This window comes from Pararhizobium sp. LjRoot235 (genome assembly GCF_964254145.1).
Classification (GTDB): Bacteria; Pseudomonadota; Alphaproteobacteria; order Rhizobiales; family Rhizobiaceae; genus Pararhizobium.
The window spans coordinates 1,718,736-1,737,245 of record NZ_CAXUSP020000001.1; the positions used below are offsets into that span (position 1 = coordinate 1,718,736).

At 60.1% G+C, this 18,510-nt stretch carries 16 protein-coding genes, 1 tRNA gene and 1 pseudogene; 6 read left to right on the forward strand and 12 right to left on the reverse strand.

What is annotated here, in order from left to right; all coding sequences use genetic code 11:
• The first annotated feature begins 24 nt into the window (after positions 1 to 24).
• From ACSQ2Z_RS08210 to ACSQ2Z_RS08220, 3 genes and pseudogenes are all read left to right on the forward strand, one after another.
• A tRNA-Ile gene (locus ACSQ2Z_RS08210) sits at positions 25 to 100 on the forward strand.
• Between the two features lie 368 nt (positions 101 to 468).
• Positions 469 to 714, forward strand: a pseudogene (locus ACSQ2Z_RS08215) (SOS response-associated peptidase family protein); the annotation flags it as partial.
• A gap of 110 nt (positions 715 to 824) precedes the next feature.
• Positions 825 to 1,661 carry an NYN domain-containing protein gene (locus tag ACSQ2Z_RS08220; protein ID WP_436080745.1) on the forward strand — a complete coding sequence of 279 codons (837 nt, stop codon included), beginning with the start codon at positions 825 to 827 and terminating at the stop codon, positions 1,659 to 1,661.
• 132 nt (positions 1,662 to 1,793) lie between these two features.
• Here ACSQ2Z_RS08220 and ACSQ2Z_RS08225 read toward each other — a convergent pair whose 3' ends face one another.
• From ACSQ2Z_RS08225 to ACSQ2Z_RS08240, 4 genes are all read right to left on the reverse strand, one after another.
• Positions 1,794 to 2,297 (reverse strand): hypothetical protein, encoded by a 504-nt coding sequence (locus ACSQ2Z_RS08225; RefSeq protein ID WP_436080746.1) that lies wholly within the window; start codon positions 2,295 to 2,297, stop codon positions 1,794 to 1,796.
• A 477-nt stretch (positions 2,298 to 2,774) separates the two neighbouring features.
• Complete coding sequence (locus tag ACSQ2Z_RS08230; RefSeq protein WP_436080747.1) at positions 2,775 to 3,581, reverse strand: DNA adenine methylase; 807 nt, start codon at positions 3,579 to 3,581, stop codon at positions 2,775 to 2,777.
• A gap of 280 nt (positions 3,582 to 3,861) precedes the next feature.
• On the reverse strand, positions 3,862 to 4,764 hold the full coding sequence (locus tag ACSQ2Z_RS08235; protein ID WP_436080748.1) for a hypothetical protein: 903 nt from the start codon (positions 4,762 to 4,764) through the stop codon (positions 3,862 to 3,864).
• On the reverse strand, positions 4,761 to 5,009 hold the full coding sequence (locus ACSQ2Z_RS08240; protein WP_436080749.1) for a hypothetical protein: 249 nt from the start codon (positions 5,007 to 5,009) through the stop codon (positions 4,761 to 4,763). The genes ACSQ2Z_RS08235 and ACSQ2Z_RS08240 overlap by 4 nt, the downstream gene beginning before the upstream one ends.
• A gap of 1,686 nt (positions 5,010 to 6,695) precedes the next feature.
• On the opposite strand from ACSQ2Z_RS08240, the gene ACSQ2Z_RS08245 reads away from it, so the two are divergent.
• Together ACSQ2Z_RS08245 and ACSQ2Z_RS08250 are read left to right on the forward strand one after the other, a co-directional pair.
• A complete protein-coding gene (locus ACSQ2Z_RS08245; protein WP_436083022.1) occupies positions 6,696 to 8,036 on the forward strand; it encodes a TadE/TadG family type IV pilus assembly protein in 1,341 nt (446 codons plus the stop codon).
• Between the two features lie 268 nt (positions 8,037 to 8,304).
• Complete coding sequence (locus ACSQ2Z_RS08250) at positions 8,305 to 10,263, forward strand: DEAD/DEAH box helicase (protein ID WP_436080750.1); 1,959 nt, start codon at positions 8,305 to 8,307, stop codon at positions 10,261 to 10,263.
• A gap of 281 nt (positions 10,264 to 10,544) precedes the next feature.
• Here ACSQ2Z_RS08250 and ACSQ2Z_RS08255 read toward each other — a convergent pair whose 3' ends face one another.
• The 5 genes from ACSQ2Z_RS08255 to pcaD all read right to left on the reverse strand — a co-directional run bounded on the left by ACSQ2Z_RS08255 (position 10,545) and on the right by pcaD (position 14,298).
• Positions 10,545 to 11,606 (reverse strand): 3-carboxy-cis,cis-muconate cycloisomerase, encoded by a 1,062-nt coding sequence (locus tag ACSQ2Z_RS08255; protein ID WP_436080751.1) that lies wholly within the window; start codon positions 11,604 to 11,606, stop codon positions 10,545 to 10,547.
• Between the two features lie 106 nt (positions 11,607 to 11,712).
• Positions 11,713 to 12,327, reverse strand: coding sequence for a protocatechuate 3,4-dioxygenase subunit alpha (gene pcaG / locus ACSQ2Z_RS08260; protein WP_436080752.1), 615 nt, complete (start codon positions 12,325 to 12,327; stop codon positions 11,713 to 11,715).
• Positions 12,327 to 13,076: a protocatechuate 3,4-dioxygenase subunit beta gene (gene pcaH, locus ACSQ2Z_RS08265; protein ID WP_436080753.1), complete on the reverse strand. Its 750-nt coding sequence runs from the start codon at positions 13,074 to 13,076 to the stop codon at positions 12,327 to 12,329. The genes pcaG and pcaH overlap by 1 nt, the downstream gene beginning before the upstream one ends.
• A gap of 12 nt (positions 13,077 to 13,088) precedes the next feature.
• Positions 13,089 to 13,493 (reverse strand): 4-carboxymuconolactone decarboxylase, encoded by a 405-nt coding sequence (gene pcaC / locus ACSQ2Z_RS08270; protein WP_436080754.1) that lies wholly within the window; start codon positions 13,491 to 13,493, stop codon positions 13,089 to 13,091.
• Between the two features lie 4 nt (positions 13,494 to 13,497).
• Complete coding sequence (gene pcaD, locus ACSQ2Z_RS08275; RefSeq protein WP_436080755.1) at positions 13,498 to 14,298, reverse strand: 3-oxoadipate enol-lactonase; 801 nt, start codon at positions 14,296 to 14,298, stop codon at positions 13,498 to 13,500.
• A 95-nt stretch (positions 14,299 to 14,393) separates the two neighbouring features.
• On the opposite strand from pcaD, the gene pcaQ reads away from it, so the two are divergent.
• The gene (pcaQ, locus tag ACSQ2Z_RS08280) at positions 14,394 to 15,341 is read left to right on the forward strand and encodes a pca operon transcription factor PcaQ (RefSeq protein WP_436080756.1); all 948 of its coding nucleotides are present in this window, start codon (positions 14,394 to 14,396) and stop codon (positions 15,339 to 15,341) included.
• A 149-nt stretch (positions 15,342 to 15,490) separates the two neighbouring features.
• Here pcaQ and ACSQ2Z_RS08285 read toward each other — a convergent pair whose 3' ends face one another.
• The 3 genes from ACSQ2Z_RS08285 to ACSQ2Z_RS08295 all read right to left on the reverse strand — a co-directional run bounded on the left by ACSQ2Z_RS08285 (position 15,491) and on the right by ACSQ2Z_RS08295 (position 18,508).
• On the reverse strand, positions 15,491 to 16,147 hold the full coding sequence (locus tag ACSQ2Z_RS08285) for a sulfite oxidase-like oxidoreductase (protein WP_436080757.1): 657 nt from the start codon (positions 16,145 to 16,147) through the stop codon (positions 15,491 to 15,493).
• A 106-nt stretch (positions 16,148 to 16,253) separates the two neighbouring features.
• Complete coding sequence (locus tag ACSQ2Z_RS08290; protein ID WP_436080758.1) at positions 16,254 to 17,699, reverse strand: aldehyde dehydrogenase; 1,446 nt, start codon at positions 17,697 to 17,699, stop codon at positions 16,254 to 16,256.
• 23 nt (positions 17,700 to 17,722) lie between these two features.
• Positions 17,723 to 18,508, reverse strand: coding sequence for a coniferyl-alcohol dehydrogenase (locus ACSQ2Z_RS08295; protein ID WP_436080759.1), 786 nt, complete (start codon positions 18,506 to 18,508; stop codon positions 17,723 to 17,725).
• Between the last annotated feature and the right edge of the window lie 2 nt (positions 18,509 to 18,510).

The window sequence follows — 18,510 nt, forward strand, 5'->3', positions numbered from 1 at the left end:
CGGATACCGGCTGCAACCGGGGCAGGGCCTGTAGCTCAATGGTTAGAGCCGGCGGCTCATAACCGCTTGGTTGGGGGTTCGAGTCCCTCCGGGCCCACCATTTCCTCTAGTTCGTCACTGTCGCTCGCTGTTGCGTGACGCCGCTTTCTGCATTTTTGTCAGCGCACTTTGCAGCAACGCCATTTTGATTCGAAGCTTAATAGGCTCAAAGCCAGCTGGGCTTGTGGTAGCGAAAGCCGTCCCTGCTACGGAGCATAGGGAAAGACGGTATCTAGGGTTCGAATCCCTCGTCCCGCTATTCTCCCTCGTGTCGCTGTTGTAGTCGAAGCGCCTGTAGCCGGATGTAGCCGGATGTAGCCGGACGCGCCTTTCCGGAATTTTGACACGGCGAATCGGAATTTCCATTTTTCCAGTACCCCTGTCAGAACTTCACTTTGAGAGCGTCACCCTTAATTGAAGCGTCCGCCCTTCGCCGTCGCCACCTGCGAGCCCAACGAACTGATGGCAACGATCCACGACCGCATGCCAGTCCTGCTGCATCCGGAAGACTACGAACGATGGATTTCCAGCGACGAGGATCCGCGCGATCTGATGAAGCCTTTTCCGTCCGACCTGATGACCATGTGGAAGATCGGCAGGGATGTCGGTTCGCCGAAGAATGACCGCCCGGATATCATCGAAGAGATCGACCCAGAAGAACCGGAGCTGCTCTGATCGGTGGCGGCCGGGCCTGAGCCAGCTCAGCGGTCTCTGCATGCCCGGATATCTATTTTTCGGGCATCTTTCTCGCTATGTTTTTTGCTTCAGTTCAGGAGCCAAGAACGATGCCACTATACTCGCCGTCGACCCCCAACCCTGTCTCGTATCTGTTCGTAGACGCTGGAGCGCTGAGAGGACATCTTGCGACTGTCTCAAGGCGCCATTTTGGCGGCCAGCTATTTAAGGTCGACCTTGCTAAAATGGTCGGGTCTCATACACGGGTATTCTACTACGATGCACTGCCGGTGAGGGAAAGGGACGAGGACGAAGGCACGTACAAAGCTCGCATTCAAACCCAAAGCGAAGAGCTGAACGCGGCGTCTTCGATCGATCGCGTGCATGTCTATGAGGGGGACGCGCATCGGCGAAAGAAACGCGGGCTGGAACAGAAAAAAGTCGATGTGATGATCGCTGTGGACATGCTCACTCACACCTTTAGGGGAAACATGCATACGGCCACCCTTCTGACCGGCGACAACGACTTTAAGCCGCTAATCGACGCACTGGTTAGAGAAGGAATGTTTATCCAGCTGCAATACCCTCCCGGTGAAACAAACGCCGAGCTCGTGAATGCTGCTGATGCGCGAGTACCGCTTACGCTTAGAACTCTGCACAGCTGGCTTACTGAAGATTCACGAGAGCGTTTCGTCCTGCCGGAAGTCCAAAATCGACCGCCTGAGGACGAGCATGGAGTTCGGATTGCTCAATGGAGAGTCGACGGCGTGCAGTTGGTCCTCAACTACTACGAGGGGGCATACTGGGTGCTCCGAGATGGGGACAATTTGAACAGGTTGAATGTATGGCATCCCGACAGCGCCCTAATGCGCGTTTTCTGTGCCGAGCTTGGTTTCCCTATACCCGAATCTATCGATTTGAGGAGCATTGAAAATGTCACCTCGTGAGGCGCAGAAGCGGTTTTAGTACCTCTGCACAGAGATTCTGACGGGTTGAGCGGGGCCCGGCTGCCCAGCCTCACTCCCTTTGAGTTCGGGTCCCTTCTGGCCGACTGCTGTGGGTGGAAAGCTGCCTCCCATTCAGATGATCCACTTGTGCAAATCGGGAAAATCGTCGACGCAGTGCTTCATGATCCGATCATACAGCACTTGGTCCTGGTCGCGAGGGGCGTGAAATCCCAACGAAAGGTAGCGGTTCACCCCTTCACTCTTTGCAAAAATCAGCCATTCACCGGTAAGCTTTCCGCCTGAGCTGCGCTGAGCTAGCGTCTCGAAGACCGCCCGACAAGCCAATTCGTTACACATCTGCTCCGTAATGACAGTGTTCGGCGCTGAATCTATGATTTCGCTTGCGAGTTTTGCTAGGCCATTCTTCCCGAGCCCGTTGATGACGTTTGTTGCTAGTGATTGGGCCGAATAATGGTGTTTGTGCCAGAGTCCCTTGAGAGGTGGCTTCTCAAACTGGGTTGCTGCCCTCACGCCTGAATGCGGCTCATCGGCCTCCAGATCTCGTATCGCCCGCATCACCGCGACGCAGTTAAGATTCTGAACTTTGTATCCCAGATACATATCCAACCAGAACAACTTCGAAATCCGTCTGTCCAGGTCGCTTTCCACAGCAAGCCAGGCGCGAAATTGTGCGAGCTGTTCGCTCGTCGCAGTGACCCTCGTCCCGTCAGTAGTTCGCAATATGGGCAATGTCACACCGCCAAGTTCAATATTTCACCAAGTGAGTCTTCGCCTACGATAGCGGCTTCTTGCTAATCTGACAGGCCTCATTTTTCGACGGAGCCGGTGATATAGTCGGCCAATCCTTAAGGAGACAAAGCCAACCATTCCTCCTCGTGTTAAGCCGCTCCACCAAGCATTGGCGGTTATTACCAAGCCTACCGCCTGGGGACCTCAAGAACTTCAGCTGTGAACCAAAAGTCGGCGTCCGCAGGACTCGTCAGCAATTTCCGCTTGGGGTCGAAAGCAGCCCCGCCGTTCAACCCGTCAAAACCTCTGTGCAAGGGTACTAGTTGTGAAGCGGCGAGGCGACGCCGCTTCACTTTTCCAGTTTCAACGGTCGGCAACGACCAGCTCCCGCGCCGCCACACCTTTGCCGCCGCCGATAGAATAGGTCAGCTCGGCCTCGTGGAACGTAAACCCCTCGAAGGTGTCTCTGATCTCCGGCACGTCATTTATGGACAGTATGAAATGCCCTTGAACGCGCCTCAAACGCTCCGCCAAAGCAGCGAACTGGTCACGGCCGAAGAGGGCTTTTCCATAGTCGCCCTCGCTACCGAAATAAGGCGGATCGAGGTAGAACAGCGTGCCCGGCCGGTCGTATCGATCTATGAAGGCCAGCCAGTCCATATTTTCAATGACGACACCCGAAAGCCGCTCGTGAACGTCTTCGAGCTGGGGGGCCAGTCGGTTGAGATTGAAGCGTGCGCCTCGTTCAAGCGACACTCCGAAACTCTGTCCAGAAACCTTGCCACCAAAGGCCAGCTTCTGGAGATAGAGGAACCGCGCTGCGCGTTCCAGATCAGTCAGCGTTGCGGGGTCGCAGGCCTTGAGGCGATCGAACTCGCGGCGCGAGGTGATCTGAAATTTCAGGGTATCCATGAACTGCGGATAGTGCCGCTGCAGGATGCGAAAAAGATTCACCACCTCGCCATTGCGGTCGTTGATCACCTCAGATCGCGGCGCCTTGGTGCGGCGGAAGAACACGCCGCCCATGCCAACGAAGGGCTCGGCATAGGTAACATGGGGTGTGGCATTGATCATGCCGACCAGGCGGGCGGCGAGCTGGCGTTTGCCACCGATCCAGGCGGCCGGCGGCTGCGTGCTTTCAACGTCTCTGAAATCGTCTTTGAAGGGCATTTGAAACTTTCGGAGAATCAGTCACTAAGGCCCCGCCCTGCAGGGTACGGGTGTGACAGTTATCCAAATTGGCTGTCGACGGGATCGGTCGGCAAACTTGACCCGTCTCCGGAGCGGGTGACCGCTCCGGGCACCTGGTGCATTGGGGCGGGCTATTCAGAAGGGATTGCGGTCTGCGTCGTCCAGACTTCGCCGGTTGCAGAATTTTCCCAACTTTCCGCGAGCCAAAGAACGTCGTCTTCGTCCCGCCAGTAGGCCTCTCCAGTTTTGATCGGGTCCATCATTCCATTCCCTTGATGCAAACGTGAGTGAGAACCGCGCCAACGCCTGCCGTCTGCGTGACTAATCGGACGAACTTCGGCAGTTCGCCACTGTTGGAGGCAACTCGCACCGTGCCAACGATACCAGCGACAACAGCCCCGGCGCTGTACCAATTCGCGTTGTCGTCGGAGAACTGAAACTGGAACGACGGGGCGCCGGTGCCGATCGAGGAAAGGGTGATCGAGGCGTAGAACTTCGAGCAGCCCTCGACGGAATAGGTCGGCGTCGTGGCGTTCAGGGTGTTGACGTTGAGCGCCCGGTCGAAGAACGCACGACGGATCGGCGCAAGCACGTTCTGCTGCGCCATCCGAAGAACTGAGCGCGTGAAGCTCGGCGTAGTGCCACCGACCGTCTGGACATAACGCAAGCGGTTTCCGGACAGCATAAGGACCGGGGTGCGATAAACACCGGTGGCGGTGATGCGCGGAAGATCCCAGATGCGGACCCAGTTGGTGCCACTGTCGTCACTCTCCTCGATGCCGATATCCAGCGTCGGGTTGGTGCCGGAGACTGCCGTGACCGGGACAATGAACGAAGCCGAACCACCGCCGCCGTTTTCAGGCGCGGACGTTGCACCCGTGGTCGCGGAGCTGGTCAGCGCAGCCGAGGCGATTTCGGTGAAGACGTTGTTCACGTCTCGAACCGGGAAGGTGCCCGTAGCGTTGACCGGAACGCCCTTGCCCGAGGATGCGTCACCCCGGCCGGAGGCGACCTCGATAGCGATCTCCTGCACGTCCATAACGAGGACGCGACCGATGGTCACCGTCGTGGCCGAGCTGGGAGCGGATGCGGCGTTCTTGAAGCGAAGCCTAATTTTGTAGAGCTTGTTCGGGTCGCACGCCTGCTGGGACACGCGGTTCATGGCACCACGGCTACCGGTGATAGAAAGGCTTTTGCCGGCGCTTGGCTCTCTGCAATTCGTCCAGAACCATCGAAGCCTGTAAAAGAGGCGCCTCCAAAAGACTTTGGGCCGCTAATTTGAGCGTTGAGATCCAATGGGAATTGATTGGAGCTTATTCCATTGATTAATAACGATGATTTCGTCGCTACTCGGTTGTGGAGATGAAAATTGGCTTCAAACGGCGCAGAGGCACCAATCTTTCCCATTCAGGCGCCTTGCGCGCAAAATCTCAGAACAACGTTTTCATGGGTTTAAAAGGGCCTTAAAGGCCATTGAGCATATTTGAAGTCGCCTCGAAGGCTGCGGAAGTTTTATGCTCTGGCATGCTCTTTAGCCGCGCCCGCGCGAAGTGTGTCGACAAGCATGGCTTGTCTGTCTGGCGCCAGGATCACGCGCAAAACCCTGCACTTTAAGGCTTTCCCGCAAATTCCCGCCTGTTCCCGGAAATTCCCACATACTGCAGTCTGGGATGACCAACAACACTCGCTGCGCCTTTCCGGAATTTTGACACGGCGAATCGGAATTTCGGTTTTTCCAGCACCCTGTCAAAAACCATCCTTTACCGTTGTTTTCAGTTACATGCTGGCGCGATCGGCGTAGAATTCCTCCCCCACGGTCAGCGATGGGGGCAGGTCGATGGTATCTAGGGCACTAGTAACAACTTCCGCAGTCCTCTGTTCGTTTGTTTTCTTGACCCTCTTGGCCAAGAGCCATGCCCATCAAGCGGGCAGCGGCTGGGTGTATCCGCCTGCTTGCTGTCAAGGCAGTCATGTTGGGGGAGATTGCGAGGCGATACCCAGCTCTGACGTTACCAAGGGAGCGCAGGGGTACTCGGTTTTCATTCATCCCGGAGACCATCACCTCGCAACGAGATATCATCGCTTTTTTGTCCCTTATGGCGACGATCTTCCTTCCGGAGACGAAAACTATCACGTCTGTCTCCATCCGACCGAAGACTACCTAAATTGCTTCTTCGCGCCACCTAACGCGGTTTGACGAATCACCCATGGCAAAAAGCTTTCAGCCCAAACTTAAAACCTTTCTCGGAGACCTCTCACATTTTGGGTTGAACACGGACTAGTGAACCCTTCCGTTTGTGGACAAAAATACCGAACGGTACCGTGCATGCGTTTTTCAACCAACGAGGGGTCCCCTATGTTTTTTAGAACTCTTCTTTTAACAACGGTATTTTTCAGCATCACTGCAACTTCCGGGGCGGGCTGGTAGGCAGTGATCTCGAACAAGCCACCGTGTTAGCGGGGAAGTTGATCGAATCCGTATGTCGCGGCGAAAAATATCGTCGCTTCAAACAACGACCTGCTCGAAGGGCTAGTTGCGGCGCGGCTGATTGTTGAGAAGTCTCTCACGGTCGAAAGAGGTGGTCTCGACCTTTCGCCGCGGGCGCCCACTCCTTCTTCGCCTGCTTAGCTGGTCGGCATAGGACCTGCGGCGGACGATCCAAGGCACCGCAGGCCGGCCGCTTGGTTGGCTTCTTAGATGATCCCTTAGCCATGCTTATTAACGCAGGAGAGCCGCGAAAAGACCGATAGCCTCGCCCCTATCGAGATTAGAGTTGTGTTGAATACAATAAAAATAAGGTTTGTTTCATTTTTACGCTGCTGATTCTTGCGTAATGTCATTCATGTTGGCGTACGTTACTCGTTACACCTCTAAAACGTATCGTTTTCGTTCAGAAAAGAGTGCTATTTTGTTTTTGTGTGCAATCATCAATTGCTTAAATTTCAACAACAACTTAGCTTTGTCTAAATTTTATTTCGGTTAACTATTGCCCTTTACCGCCGTTTAGAAATTCACGGCTATTGTCTCGTCCGACGAGTGTAGATGCGTGGCAGTCGGCCGCGCGGCGAGGACGGGGTGTCACAGTGCGTGTATTGAAAAAACTCTTGGCGGACCGGTCTGGCAATTTTGCCCTGATGGGCGCCATCGTCATTGTGCCCATTCTTGGCTGTGCCGGCATGGCCATCGATTTCGCCCGTGCCATGGAACTCAAGGCGCAGCTTCAGAACGCTGCCGACGCTGCCGTGGTTGGATCCATCGCGGAAAAATCCGCCGGCGTTGCGCAGGCGATCAACATGCCGCAGGACGGCCCCGTTCCGCTCAGCGAAGAGGAAGCGGAGGCTCTGTTCGAGGCGCAAATGGACACGGGAAACGTCATGTATGACCCGGAGGCGGCGGCGGATCTGAAGATCGACACCGTGAACGCCTCGGTCAGAAAAAGCGGCAAGGACATCTACGCCGAACTGACCTATCAGGCGACCTTGAAAACATCCTTCCTGCGCGTCATCGGCAAGGAGAGCATCACGGTCTCCGGCAAGGCGACGGCCACCTACCAGTCGCAGTCCTTCATGGATTTCTACATGCTGCTCGACAACACGCCGTCCATGGGGGTCGCCGCGACACCGACTGATGTCGACAACATGATCAAGGCGACGGCGAACGTGTCGGACAAAGGTTCGAGAGACTGCGCCTTTGCCTGCCATATCGTCTCGGAAAAGGGCGTGATCAACACCAACAGCAACTATTTCGTCGCCCGCAACAACGGCATCACCATCCGCATCGACGTGGTGGCAAAGGCTGTGGCGGCGCTGACGCTGGAGGCGGAGCGGACGCAGAGCTATTCCAACCAGTTCCGGATGGCTGCCTATACATTCGGCGAAACGGCGATGGACGTGAAGCTCCTGAAGGTCGCGGCATTAACTGCGGACCTGACGAAGGTGAAAGCCGGTACGTCGAACATCAAGCTGATGAGCATCCCCTACCAGGGCTACAACAGCGACCAGCAGACGAGTTTCGACAACGCGCTGACCAAGATCAACGCCGAGATCGGAACGCCTGGCAATGGCACGAGTTCCGCCAGCCCGGAGAAGATCGTCTTCTTCGTCTCCGATGGGGTCGGCGACAGCTACAAGCCGAAGGGTTGTACGAAGAAGTTGACGGGATCACGCTGCCAGGAGCCGATCGACACGACCTTCTGCAAAACGCTGAAGGATCGCGACATCAAGGTCGCCGTGCTCTACACCACCTATTTGCCGCTGCCGAACAACAACTGGTACAACGGCTGGATCAAGCCCTTTCAGTCGGAAATCGGAACGCGCATGGAGGCCTGCGCTTCGCCTGGCTTCTATTTCGAAGTGAGCCCGACGGAAGGCATCGAGGCTGCCATGAAGACCCTGTTCAACAAGGTAGTGCGGTCACCGCGCCTGACGAGCTAAGTTTCAACCTCAACAGAGGCGGATAAATACAGGCGCCACATACGGCAGCCATGCATCCACACGATGCATGGCTGTTCTCACATTGGGCTTTTCGCCGGATCTTGCCTGGTCGGGTTTTGCCGGGCCGCCGCGTTCCGCTCTGTACAATTCGCGCCGGGCACAGTAAGAGGACGCGCATGTATTGGCTTGCGACGTGCTGGCCGCGGGGACTGCGCTCTTCCTCATCGACCGAGACGCGCACGGCATCCGAATTCCGAAAGACAAACAGATGACAGAGTTCGACAGCATCGCTCCGGCGATCGCTCAGGCGTTGACGAAGCGCGGCTATTCCGAGTTGACTCCGGTCCAGAAGGCGGTTCTGGGCGCCGAACTGGAAGGCCGCGACGCGCTGGTCTCGGCGCAGACCGGATCAGGAAAGACGGTGGCCTTCGGCCTCGCGCTCGCCTCGACCCTGCTCGACGGCAAGGAGCGCTTTGCCCAGGCTGGAGCGCCGCTGGCGCTCGCCGTGGCGCCAACTCGCGAGTTGGCGCTGCAGGTCAAGCGCGAACTGGAATGGCTTTATGAACTCACCGGCGCGACGGTTGCGTCCTGCGTCGGTGGCATGGACATGCGCACGGAACGGCGGTCGCTCGAGCGCGGCGCCCATATCGTCGTTGGTACGCCGGGACGGCTTTGCGACCATATCCGCCGCGGTGCTCTCGACATGTCGGCGCTGAAGGCCGTCGTTCTTGACGAAGCCGACGAGATGCTCGACCTCGGTTTTCGCGAAGACCTTGAATTCATCCTCGAGGAAGCGCCGGCCGAGCGGCGCACCCTGATGTTTTCGGCGACCGTGCCGCGCTCGATCGCCAATCTTGCCAAGAGCTACCAGCGCGACGCCGTCCGCATCTCGACCCAGGCCGAGCAGAAACAGCATCTCGACATCGAATACCGCGCGCTGACCGTGGCGCCGTCCGACCGGGAGAACGCCATCATCAACGTCCTGCGCTTCTACGAGGCGCGCAATGCACTGGTGTTCTGTTCGACCCGCGCGGCCGTCAATCACCTGACGGCCCGCTTCAACAATCGCGGTTTCTCGGTCGTCGCCATGTCGGGCGAGCTTAGCCAGAACGAGCGGACCCATGCGCTGCAGGCGATGCGCGATGGACGCGCCCGGGTCTGCATCGCGACCGATGTCGCGGCGCGTGGCATCGATCTGCCGGGCTGCGAACTCGTCATCCATGCCGACCTGCCGACCAATCCCGAAACGCTGCTGCATCGCAGCGGCCGCACCGGCCGTGCCGGCCGCAAGGGCGTCAGTGCGGTGATTGTGCCGAACAGCGCCCGCCGCAAGGCCGAGCGGCTGTTGCGCGATGCCAATATCACGCCCACCTGGGCAAAGCCGCCGTCGGCCGACGAAGTCACCCGCCGCGACGACGAACGCATCCTTGCCGACCCGGCTTTTGCCGACCCGATCCGCGAGGAAGAGCAGCAGTTCGTTCACGAGCTTCTGGAACAGCACGGTGCCGAACAGGTTGCCGCGGCTTTCGTGCGGCTGTCGCGGGCCGGACGCTCGGCGCCGGAGGATCTGATGGACACGCCATCGTTCACGCCGTCTCAGGATCGCGGTGATCGTGGCGACCGTCCGGAGCGTGGCGAGCCGAGGCCGCCGCGCGGCGATTTCGGTGACAGCGTCTGGTTCTCGCTGTCGGCCGGTCGCAAGCAGAATGTCGAGCCGCGCTGGCTCATCCCGATGCTCTGCCGCATCGGCCGCATCACCAAGCAGGAAATCGGCGCCATCAAGATGCAGGCCGACGAAACCTATGTCGAGATCGCCCGCGACTGGGTGGATCGTTTCGTCGAAGCGGTAGGGCCGAAGCGGGCGCTCGAAAAGGGCATCCAGGTCAGGCAGCTCGACGGTATGCCGGATCTTTCCGGCGGGTCGCGCGGTGCGCCCTATGCGGGCAAGAAGGCTGGCAAGCCGGACTGGAAGAGCGAGGGCAAGCCCGACTGGAAGGGCGAAGGCAAGCCGGCCTGGAAGGGCCCCGATTGGAAGGGGGAGGGCAAGCCAAAGCGCAAGTTCGACGCAAAGCCGGAATCTGCCGGGGCGGATAATAGCTCATCGGAAAAGACCGATACCAAGCCCTGGAGCAAAAAGCCTGGCAAGCCGAAATTCGACAAGCCGAAATTTGACAAGCCGGGTGCCGAGGGTGCCAAGCGCAAGCCCTTCAAGAACAAGGCGAATTGAAGTTTGTTTCCCCCGTGCTCCGGATCTCCCCCGGAGGGCGGGCCTTTGCACAGGGATTTGCGGCTCGCTCCCTCTTCTCCCTGGCGGGGAGAATGTGGCCTCCCCGGGACTTGCCTTCGACAAGCCCGAGGACAGGCTGCGGCCGGATGAGGTGGCGGCTGGCACCGAGATCGCCGAGAAACCCCCTCATTGCCTCGCTATGCTCGGCTCTTCTCCCCGCCGGGGAGAAGAGGGAGCGTGTCGCGACGCCTTCGATCCATATGCGACAGCCCTCGTCGCGATTAACTGCCCCGAGCACCCAGCCGCGTGATCTGGCCAACGAGTGTTGAAGCCAGCCGCAGGCTGGCGCCGCTGGCGATGGCCATTTGCGGCAGGATCATCCATTCGAGCGTCCAGGCAGCACCGGAGCGTTCCTGCTCGTGAACCATCGACTGGTGTATGCCGGAAAGCTGGACGGCATTGAATCGGGCGAGCGCGATGAGCGCTTCGGCGGCCACCGGGTTCTGCTTGTGCGGCATGGCCGACGAGCCGCCGCCGCCCGACAATTCGATCTCATCGCCGGCCTGTGCCAACAGCGCGATGTCCTGGCCGAATTTTCCAAGGCTGCCTGATATCAAGGACAGGATATGGGCTAGGTCGGCGATCGTCGTACGCTGGCTTTGCCATTGCCGATGATCGGCGAGACCGAGATGTTCGGCAAGGGCCGCACGCACTGCGCTGGCCTTGTCGCCCAGCTTTTCGAGCGTGCCTGCGGCGCCGCCGAATTGTAACGGGAAAGACACGACGTCCATTCGCTCCAGACGGTCCTGATAGTTTGCGAGCGGCGCGCGCCACGCGGTAATGCGATCCGAAACACTGATGGGAATAGCCGCCTGCATGCGCGTCTGTGCCATCAACGGGTTGGAACCCCATTGCCGGGTGATCTTTTCGAAAGCGGACAGAAGGTCCGCCAGGCGGCCACATAGCAGCCGGCAAACCGATGTCAGGCGCAGCATCAGGCTGGTGTCGATCACATCCTGGCTGGTGGCGCCGAAATGCAGTTTTTCGGCAGCGTCTCCGCCGATCGCCTTGCGCAACTGGCGGACAAGTTCGGGGATCACCACGCCGTCCCTCGCCGTTGCGCGCCGCAGGGCCAGAACATCAGGGAGGAAGTTGCCGCAGATTTCGGCGATGCGCGCGGCAGCTTCATCAGGTATCAGGCCGTGTTCGGCTTGGGCCGTTGCGAGCGCCGCCTCGAACGATAGCATCGCGCGGATGTCGGCGTCCACCGAGAAGAAGGCGGCAATTTCCTCGTCGCCCAACAGGCCGGAGAGAAACGGATGATCGAAGACGGAGGCGGTCATGTCTTTCCCCAGGCCCAGAGCGTTTGCGTTGAGGCACGAAACGCTCTATCTCTTTGTTTTTACGCATTTCCACACGGAAACGTTTCACGCTTTTGCTGGAAATGTCCTAAATGTCGAGAAAGACGGTTTCCTTCTCGCCCTGCAGATGAATGTCGAATGTATAGATAGAGCCCTTGCGCGGCGCGACCAGTGTTGCGACGCGGTGGCGATGTTCGATGCGGGCAAGCAGCGGGTCTTCGGCATTGGCTTCCGGCTCGTCGGCGAAATACATGCGGGTGTGCAGTCCGATATTGATACCGCGTGCGACGATCCAGAAGGTGATGTGCGGCGCCATTTTCCGCCCGTCCTTGTAGGGCGCGCGTCCAGGCTTGATTGTTTCGAAGGTGAAGACGCCTTCGTCAGCACTGGTCGGGCAGCGGCCCCAGCCGGTGAAATTCCGGTCAGCGGTGCCGCGCAGCTCGGAAGGACTGTTGTAGAGACCGGCCGCGTCCGCCTGCCAGATTTCGACAAGGGCGTCCTTCAGCGGCGTTCCAGCGCCGTCGATCACCTGGCCACGCACGGTGATGCGCTCACCCAGCGTCTTGTCGTTGACCATCGATGATCCGAGATCCGTCTCATAGACGCCGGCGATGCCCGCGAAATTGGGTGTGCAGCCGATATGAACGTAAGGGCCGGCGGTCTGTGACGGCGATTCCTTGAGGTATCCGAGATCCTGCACCATCAGTTGCCCTCCAGCCGGTTTTCAAACAGCGTCGAGCGGCGGCCGCGCAGCACGATGTCGAATTTGTAGGCGCGGGCATCCATCGGAATGGTGTTGGCCCAGTCGAGCGGCGCGATCAGCTGCTCGATGGCGCGGCGGTCCGGAACGGTGGTGACGATCGGACATTTCCAGATCATCGGGTCGCCCTCGAAATACATCTGGGTGATGAGCCGCTGGGCGAAACCGTGGCCGAAGATGGAGAAATGGATATGCGCCGGGCGCCAGTCGTTGGCGCCGTTCGGCCACGGGTAGGGGCCGGGCTTGATGGTGCGGAAGCGATAGACGCCATCCTTGTCGGTGATGGTACGGCCGCAGCCGCCGAAATTCGGGTCGAGCGGCGCGAGATAGGTTTCCTTCTTGTGGCGGTAGCGTCCGCCGGCATTGGCCTGCCAGAATTCGAGCAGCGCGGCGGGGACCGGCTTGCCCCGCTCGTCGAGTACGCGGCCGTGCACGATAATGCGCTCGCCGATGGCGCTCTCGCCGGGCCTGGCGAAATTGTTGATGAGGTCGTTGTCGAGTTCGCCGAGGATTGAGTGGCCGAAGACCGGGCCGGTGATTTCGGAAATCGTGCCGTCGAGCGAGAGCAGCGCCTTTTGCGGCGAGCGCAGCACCGAGGTCTTGTAGCCCGGCGTCAGCGCCGGCGCATGCCAGGCGCGGTCGCGCTGGAAAAAGGCGCCGGTCTCGGGCTTCTTGTTGGGAAGGTCGGACATTTTCGCTTTTCCTCAGGCTGTCTGTTCGGCGTCCATCTGTTCGAAAACCTGCTTGGTGATCTTGATCGCGCGATTGGCAGCGGGCACGCCGGCATAGATTGCCACATGCAACAGCGCTTCGGCGATATCGGCGCGGCTGGCGCCCGTATTGGCCGTTGCGCGCACATGCATCGCCACTTCTTCGTCATGGCCGAGGGCGGCAAGAAGCGCAATCGTCACCATCGAGCGCTCCCGCTTCGTCCAGGTCGGCCGCGACCAGAGGTTGCCCCAGGCGGCTTCGGTGATCAGTTCCTGGAATGGCTGGTCGAAATCGGTGGTGGACGACTGGGCCCGATCGACATGCTTGTCACCAAGCACGGCGCGGCGGGTGATCATGCCCTGACGGTAGCGTTCGGTCGGCGCGGCGGCATCATTCATGGCTTTACTCTCCAGACAGGACGATATCGATGAAGGCGCGCAGCACGGCTGTCAGCGCCTCCGGCTGTTCGACGCAGGGGATGTGGCCCGCATCGCGGATCATTTCGTAGCGGGCGCCGGGAATAAGCTTCGCGGTCGAGAGAACGACATCGGGTGGCGTCGAGCCGTCCTGGTCGCCGACAATGCAAAGGGTGGGCACGGCGATGCGTTTGGCGGCCTCGGTGAAATCGGCATCGCGGATCGCTGCACAAGTGCCGGTATAACCGGTGACCGGCTGGCGGACGAGCATGTTGCTGTAGCCATGATAGGCGTTGTTTTCCGGCCGGCGGAAAGCGGGCGTGAACCAGCGTTCGAGGATGCCGTCGGCAATGCTGGCGATACCGTGTTCCTCGATGGCCGCGATGCGGGCGTTCCACATTTCGGGCGTGCCGATCTTGTGGGCGGTATCGCAGAGAACGAGCGCACGCACGAGATCCGGCCGTATCGCATAGAGACCCTGCGCGATCAGCCCGCCGACCGACAGGCCGCAGACGATGGCTTGCTTCACCGACAAGAGATCGAGCAGGCCGGCGAGATCCGAGACGTGCAGTTCCATCGAATAGGGAACATCGCCGATATCGGAAAGGCCGTGGCCGCGCTTGTCGTAGAGGACGATGGCGAAGTCACCGGCGAAGCGCACGATCACATCTCGCCAGATGCGGAAATCGGTGCCGAGCGAATTAGCAAAGACCAGCACCGGCTTGTCATTGGCAGCACCGATGACCTGATAGTGAAGCGTGATGTCGTTGATATGAGCAAACTGCACTGGAATTCTCCTCCGCCGCCAGATTGGGACTTTAATCTGGTTAGGTAAAATGACATTTTTATCGCTTATCGTTAACTCCTGAGTTATGGGTTCTTATGATCGACGCCCGGGTAAAATTCCGCCATTTGCAGGCCTTTGTCGAGGTCGCCCGCCAGAAGAGCGTGATGAAGGCGGCCGGCCTTCTTCATGTCAGCCAGCCGGCCGTGACGAAGACGATCCGCGAATTGGAAGAGGTGCTGGGCGTTAAGGTATTCGAGCGGGACGGCCGCGGCATCAGGATCACCCGCTACGGCGAGGCCTTCCTGCGGCATGCGGGGGCGGCGCTGACGGCCATCCGGCAGGGGCTGGATTCGGTCTCGCAGGAGCGTGCCGGCGAGGGGCCTCCAGTGCGCGTCGGCGCGCTTCCGACGGTGTCGACGCGGATCATGCCGCGGGCGATGGTGCATTTCCTGAACGAGGAGACCGGCAGCCGCATCAAGATCGTCACCGGCGAGAATGCGGTGTTGCTCTCGCAGTTGCGGATCGGCGACCTCGATCTGGTCGTGGGGCGGTTGGCTGCGCCCGAGCAGATGACGGGATTTTCCTTCGAGCACCTCTATTCCGAGCAGGTCGTCTTCGTCGTGCGCAAGGGGCACCCGCTGCTTTCGGCAAAAAGCTCCGTGTTCGAAACTCTCGGCACCTATCCGGTGCTGATGCCGACGCGCGCCTCGATCATCCGGCCGTTCGTCGAGCGGTTTCTGATCGCCAACGGCGTTGCCAGCCTGCCGAACCAGATCGAGACCGTCTCCGATTCCTTCGGCCGCGCCTTCGTGCGGGCAAGCGACGCGATCTGGATCATCTCGACGGGCGTCGTTGCGGATGACATCGAGGACGGCATGCTGGCGGCGCTGCCGATCGACACGAGCGAGACGAAGGGCCCGGTGGGACTGACGGTGCGGGCCAACGCCATTCCCTCCATGCCGCTTGCCATCCTGATGCAGACGATCCGCGAGGCGGCTGCCGAAGTCTCGGGCAAACCAGTGGAGGCGGCCGGGCGGCGATAGGCAACGCCGGACTATCCGGAATTACAGGCGGCGCGACAGACCTACAGCGCCGCGCGTCAAACATGACGCGCAAAGGACGCTGTAGCACTTTGAAACTGCATATTTTTTTCCTTAAATCGAATTCGATTTAAGGAATTATGCAGTAGCTATCAATCGCCCGAATAGCGCTGTTCACGCCAGGGGTCGCCGAGCATGTGATAGCCGTTCCGTTCCCAGAAGCCTGCCTGGTCGCCGAGGAGGAATTCGATGCGGCGCAGCCACTTGGCGCTTTTCCAGAAATAGAGGTGCGGAATGACGAGACGCATCGGGCCGCCGTGATCGCGCGTCAGCGGTTCGCCTTCCCAGTGCGTCGCCAGGATGCCGTCCTTGGAGGCGAAATCCTCAAGCGGCAGGTTGGTGGTGTAGCCGTCATAGCTGGTCAGCATCACGAACCTCGCTTCCGGCTTCGGCATCACCAGATCGAGCATGTCGTGGGTGGAGACGCCCTGCCAGCGATTGTCGTAGCGCGACCAGGTCGTCACGCAATGGATGTCGGATAGCTTGTTGCTTTGCGGCAGGCGGCGGAAAGCGTCCCGGTCGAGTTTCACCGGATTTTCGACGGCGCCGATGATCTGCAGCGCCCATTCCGCCGTATGGATGCGCGGCTTCTGGCCGAGATCGAGAACCGGCCAGTTGTTGACCAGATGCTGGCCGGGCGGCAGGCGGTCTGTTTCCGCGCGGGTGAATTTCCCTGTCAGGAACCTGCCTTCCTCGGCCCAGCGCCGTTTGGATGCGGTGAGTTTCGTTTCCGGAGTCTCGTCGGTCATAAGTAACTCGTTGCTTACGCCGGGCCGGCGGGGAATGGGCCGCGAAATTACAGGTTGAATCGCCCGCGAAGTCAAGCGCGGGCGCGATGCGCTCCCTTTGCGACGATCAGAAGGGATAATGCTGGGCGGAATCCTCCACTGTGATCCAGCGCAAGTCGGTGAATTCGTTGATCGCCGCCTTGCCGCCGAAGCGGCCGTAGCCGCTGCCCTTGACGCCGCCGAAGGGCATTTGCGCCTCGTCATGCAGCGTCGGGCCATTGATGTGGCAGATGCCGGATTCGATCCGTGCTGCAACCGCCATGGCGCGCTGAACGTCACGGCTGAAGACGGCGGACGACAGGCCGTATTCGGTGTCGTTGGCAACGCGGATCGCCTCTTCCTCGCCGGCGACGCGGACGATCGGCTTGACCGGGCCGAAGGATTCTTCTGAATAGACGCGCATGTCAGGCGTGACGTGATCGAGCAACGTTGCCTCTACGACGGTGCCCGTGCGCTTGCCGCCGGCCACGAGTTTGGCGCCCTTTGCCGTCGCGTCGGCGATCAATTCCTCCATTTTCCTCGCTGAATCGAGGCTGATCAGCGAGCCGAGCACAACGTGGCCACGCGGGTCGCCGGCCGGTAACCGGCTTGCGCGGGCGGCCAATTTGGCGACGAACTGATCGGCGATTTTTTCATCGACGATGATGCGTTCGGTCGACATGCAGATCTGGCCCTGGTTCATGAAGGCGCCGAAGATAGCGGCGTTGACGGCGCCGTCGATATCGGCGTCATCGAGGATGACCAGCGGCGCCTTGCCGCCGAGTTCGAGCAGGGCTGGCTTCAGGTACTTGCCGCAGGTCTCGGCGATGATCTTGCCGACCCTGGTCGAGCCGGTAAAGTTCACGCGCTTGACGGCCGGGTGGGCAATCAGGGCGGCGACGATTTCCGGAGCGTCCTCCGGCGCGTTGGTGACGACATTGATGACGCCGGCGGGCAGGCCCGCCTCGGTCAGTGCGGTGGCGATCAGCCGATGCGTGCCGGGGCATTGTTCGGAGGCCTTGAGGATGACGGTGTTGCCGCAGGCGATCGGCATGGCAAGGGCACGGGTGGCAAGGATGACCGGGGCATTCCAGGGGGCGATGGCAAGGCAGACGCCGGCCGCCTGCCGAACGCCCATCGAGAGTGTACCGGGTTTGTCGGAGGGAATGATCTCGCCGGAAATCTGCGTCGTCATCGAAGCCGCCTCGCGCAGGATATTGGCGGCCAACATGACGTTGAAGCCAGCCCAGGGGGCGGTGGCGCCCGTCTCGTCGATCATCAGTTTGGTGAACTCGCCGACCTTGGCCTCCATGATGTCGGCCGCCTTCATCAGGATCGTGCGGCGCTGGCCGGGGCCGGTCTTCGACCAGGCGGGGAAAGCGGCTGCGGCGGCATCGATGGCTGCGGCAACGTCGTCCAGCCCCGCTGCGGCGGCACGGCTTGCGAGCTTTTCGGTAAAGGGATCGATCCGGTCATAGGTCCGGCCGCTCGAGGCTGCGCGGTCTGCGCCGTTGATGAGAAGGGAAATGTTCATGAGGGACTCCTTGAGGGAATGAATTAGAAGCCGAGGACTTCGGCATTGATCGACGCTTCGAGGCCGCCGTCGGCGGAAAGATTGGCGCCGTTGATCCAGCGGGCGCCATCAGAGCAGAGGAAGAGGATCGCCGGTGCGATATCGGCGGATGTGCCGGCGCGGCCGACGCGGGTGATGTCGCTTTCGACGCGGGCATCCCCGAGCACGGCACGGAACTGTTTGAGGATCGGCGTTTCGACCGGACCGGGGCTCACCGCATTGACCCGGATTCCGCGTTCCTTGAACAGCGGCTGATGGGCGGCACGCATGGTCCAGAGCAAGAGCAATTCCTTGGAGAGCGGATAGCCTTCCTCGTCCCTGAGGTCGTGTTCGGCGGCAATCGTCGACACGTCCGGAAAGCCATTGATTCCGGTCAGCGCCTTTGCCCGCTCGAGATTGGCGCGCCAGGCGTAACCGGCAATCGAGGCGACATTGACGATGGCGCCGCCTTCGCGCAGGCGCGGCACAACGGCTTCGGATAAGGTCCGCAGGCCGTAGAAATTGACTGATAGCGTCGCGACGATGCCGGTATTGCCGGAGAGGCCGGCAACATTGGCGAGCGCGTCGAGGCGCGCCGGAAGCTGCGCGACGATGTCGGCGACGCCGGCTGCGGTCGAAAGGTCGCCTTTGATGAAGGCGGCGCTTCCATTGGCCGGTTCGTGGACGTCGACGCCGATGACCTCGGCGCCCATCTGGCCGGCCAGGTCGGCCGTGCGCGCGCCAATGCCGGAGGCGACGCCGGTTACCAGGATGGTTTTACCGAAAAGCATGA